General features: G+C 45.6%; 3 protein-coding genes. 1 reads left to right on the plus strand and 2 read right to left on the minus strand.

Features of this window, described 5'->3' with window-relative positions; translation table 11 throughout:
• Positions 1–108: 108 nt before the first annotated feature.
• Together RDQ32_RS10945 and RDQ32_RS10950 are read right to left on the minus strand one after the other, a co-directional pair.
• Positions 109–531, minus strand: a complete 423-nt coding sequence (locus RDQ32_RS10945) for a flavodoxin (protein ID WP_007158065.1) — start codon at positions 529–531, stop codon at positions 109–111.
• A 257-nt stretch (positions 532–788) separates the two neighbouring features.
• Positions 789–1,403, minus strand: a complete 615-nt coding sequence (locus tag RDQ32_RS10950) for a DUF3793 family protein (protein ID WP_308580519.1) — start codon at positions 1,401–1,403, stop codon at positions 789–791.
• 212 nt (positions 1,404–1,615) lie between these two features.
• On the opposite strand from RDQ32_RS10950, the gene hydA reads away from it, so the two are divergent.
• Positions 1,616–3,031 (plus strand): dihydropyrimidinase, encoded by a 1,416-nt coding sequence (gene hydA / locus RDQ32_RS10955; protein WP_308580521.1) that lies wholly within the window; start codon positions 1,616–1,618, stop codon positions 3,029–3,031.
• The last annotated feature ends 161 nt before the right edge of the window (positions 3,032–3,192 follow it).

The raw sequence follows: 3,192 nt of genomic DNA on the forward strand, positions 1-3,192 counted from the left end.
GTGGCGAAGCTAGCGAGAGCGTGCCCCGTTTCAGACCTATATTGCTTAGAAAATTTCTTTTTTGATTTTTTACACCCTCTTGCTTTTCTTCAGGGTTTTAAATCGCTCTTAAGCCTTTGCCAAAGCTTCTCCAAGAGCCTTGCAGTTTGCCAGTCCTTCCTCATCGGGAGTGTTGTTGCAGATAACGGGAGGCGCTACCATTACGGCACCTGCACCGGTCATTCTTGCTTCCCAATCACGCATCCACTGTCCATCGCCCCAGTCATAGGATCCGAAAAGTCCGATCTTCTTGCCGGAAACGGAACCGAGTAAATCCTCTACGAAGGGCTCCATCTCTCCCTCGTCCAGCACCTCATCTCCCATAGCAGGGCATCCTAATGCGTAAACTGCATCTCCTGCCAAGTCCGCTGCGGAAATATCGGATACGCTAACCATCTTAGCCTCTCCGCCTGCTGCCTGGATTCCCTCAGTTACTGCCTTTGCCATCTCCTCTGTGTTTCCTGTTTGGCTGAAAAATACTACATGAATCATCTTTTTGTCCTCCTTGATTTTATGCCTAAAATATTGAATTATTCAATACTTTGGTTTGTAAAGTGAATTGATTGAGAAAGTCTTTTCTCTTTTAGAGGAAATATCTTTTTCCTCTTGTCTATATCCTAGCACTTAACTAGGATATATTTGTTGCAAACGCAACACTATAACTTTTACCCTTCCTTACCTTTTAGATTTCTTTGCTTATAGGTTCATCCTCTAATGGATTTCTGCTCTTGTGCAGTAGCTTTTTTCTCTTAAGCCACCTGACGCTTCTTAATGTGATAAGCCATCACCAAATCTCTACAGCTTAAGCCGGACTTCAGCATCAGGGTAAAGCTTTGAATGCACATATCATAGGCTTGGAAGCAAGCCAGTGCGCTCTCCACCTCGGTAAAGACCTTCCAATAGCCGGTGAGCTTTGCTTTTGCCAGGGGATTCTTCATATAAATCTTCACATCCCGAAGGGGATAGCCAAGGAAGACGCCTACCTCGTGGGGAAAGTCCGCCTGTTTCTCCTTATACCGGGCAAAACGCTCTGTGAAGTGCCGGAAAACTTCTTCTAAAGAGAAATTCTCATAGCCTACAGCTAAGCTCTGTAAAAAGCTCTGCACAGCCTTTCTGCTCAGAAGCTCCTCCAGCTTTTCCCTTTGGTATAGGAGAATGCTTTCCTTCTTCCCGCTATGAAGACTAATCACACAAATCTCGGTTCCTGAAAACAAATCTTCCAAAATCTGTTTTTCCGCCTTTGTTACCGTGATAATGGCAGAAGGCTTAAGTCCTGTAATCACCGGGGCATTCAAGCAGATATGTTCTGCAATATAATCTTCTATGCCCTCTTTTCTTTTGCAAAAAAAATTATCCTTCTCCATTCCCTCTCCCCTTTGGTTAGTTAATATAAACTAACTACAAAGGGGATTATATTAGTTAATGCTAACTTTGTCCAGCGAAAAATAAATATGTTTCTATCTTTTCGCAATGCCCCTATGCATTTTTTTGCATTGTGCTATAATTTTTTGAGGAATTTCTTTGCAATCGATTCCAAAATCATTTTACTGATTGCTTGTATAGATAAGGAGGAATCATGATCCTAATTGAAAACGGAACCCTGGTTAGTCCAAGGGAGAGCTTCCTTGGAGACATTTTGATAGAGGGAGAAAAAATCAAGAAAATTTTCCGAAAGGACAGCCCTAATTTTCAGGCGGAAAAGGATAAGGCTTTAGCTTCCGAAAATGCTGTAGAACGGATTGATGCACGCGGAAAGCTCATTTTCCCGGGCTTTATTGATTGCCACACCCACTTTGAACTGCATGTTGCCGGCACTGTAACCTGCGATAACTTCCCCTCCGGCACTAAGGCCGCCATTTCCGGCGGAACCACCAGTATCGTGGATTTCGGCACCCAGTACAAGGGCGAAACCCTGATGGAGGGCTTTAAAAATTGGCAGAAAAAGGCTGATTTAGGCGCTTCCTGCGACTACGGATTCCACATGTCCATTACGGATTGGAACGAGGAAACGAAAAAAGAGTGCCAGAACATGATGGATGAAGGTCTCAGCACCTTCAAGGTATATATGACCTATGACATTCAGGTGGATGACGAAGATATGTTTTACATTCTGAAGCGGCTGAAGGAAGTGGGCGGAATCACCGGCGTGCACTGCGAGAATACCGGCATGATTGCGGCTTTACAGAAAAAATACAGCGCCGACGAGAATACGAGAAAATCCGTATCTTCCCACTATCTTTCCCGTCCGGATGATGCGGAGGCGGAGGCCATTAACCGTATGCTCTATATTGCCGATGTGGTAGACACACCCATTATTGACGTGCATTTGACCTGTGAAAAGGGATTAAATGAGATTCGAGAGGCTAGAAAACGGGGGCAAGTGGTATTTGCAGAAACCTGCCCCCAGTACCTTACCATGACCGATGACCTGTACAATTCCGATTTTGAGACCTCTGCCCGTTATGTGATTGCTCCTCCTCTTCGGAAAAAATCCGACCAGGAGGCATTGTGGAATGCTCTGGCCGATGGAGAAATCCAGACCATTTGTACCGACCACTGCTCCTTCACATTAGCGCAGAAGGATCTGGGCAAAGAGGACTTCCGGAAAATCCCCGGCGGAATGCCCGGTGTGGAAACCAGAGGAGAAGTCATTTTCTCCGAAGGCGTGGTAAAGGGACGAATTTCTAAGGAGCGTATGGCGGCTCTTCTTTCCGAGAATCCCGCAAAGCTCTACGGCATGTATCCGGAAAAGGGAATTTTGCAGGAAGGCTCCGACGCGGACATCGTTTTACTGGATCCCAATAAGAAGAAAACCATTCGCAAAGAAGACCAGGTTTCCCGCTCCGACTATGCACCATTGGAAGGACTGGAAATTCAGGGCTGCATCGAAGAAGTGTTCCTGAGAGGAAAGCTGGTTGCCAAGGGCGGCAAAGTGCTTTTGGAGAATCAGGGAAAGTATTTGAAGAGAAAGAAGTTCCAGCCGGTGGTATAAACTCTCCTCGCTAGACTCTAAAATAAGGGGTTGTAAAAAATCAAAAAAATTTTCTAAGCAATATAGGTCTGAAACGGGGCACGCTCCCGCTAGCCTCGCCACGTAACGGATACTAAGCGAAAAACTGCGTTTCTCTTGTTTTTCGCAAGTACCGACGGGCT

Origin of the sequence: uncultured Oribacterium sp. (genome assembly GCF_902481605.1) — a bacterium.
Lineage (GTDB): Bacteria > Bacillota > Clostridia > Lachnospirales > Lachnospiraceae > Oribacterium > Oribacterium sinus.

What these genes read in the sequence shown, in the direction of transcription:
- RDQ32_RS10945 (WP_007158065.1), bottom strand. Translation starts at nt 531, where the DNA reads ATGATTCATGTAGTATTTTTCAGCCAAACAGGAAACACAGAGGAGATG.
- hydA (WP_308580521.1), top strand. Translation starts at nt 1,616, where the DNA reads ATGATCCTAATTGAAAACGGAACCCTGGTTAGTCCAAGGGAGAGCTTC.
- RDQ32_RS10950 (WP_308580519.1), bottom strand. Translation starts at nt 1,403, where the DNA reads ATGGAGAAGGATAATTTTTTTTGCAAAAGAAAAGAGGGCATAGAAGAT.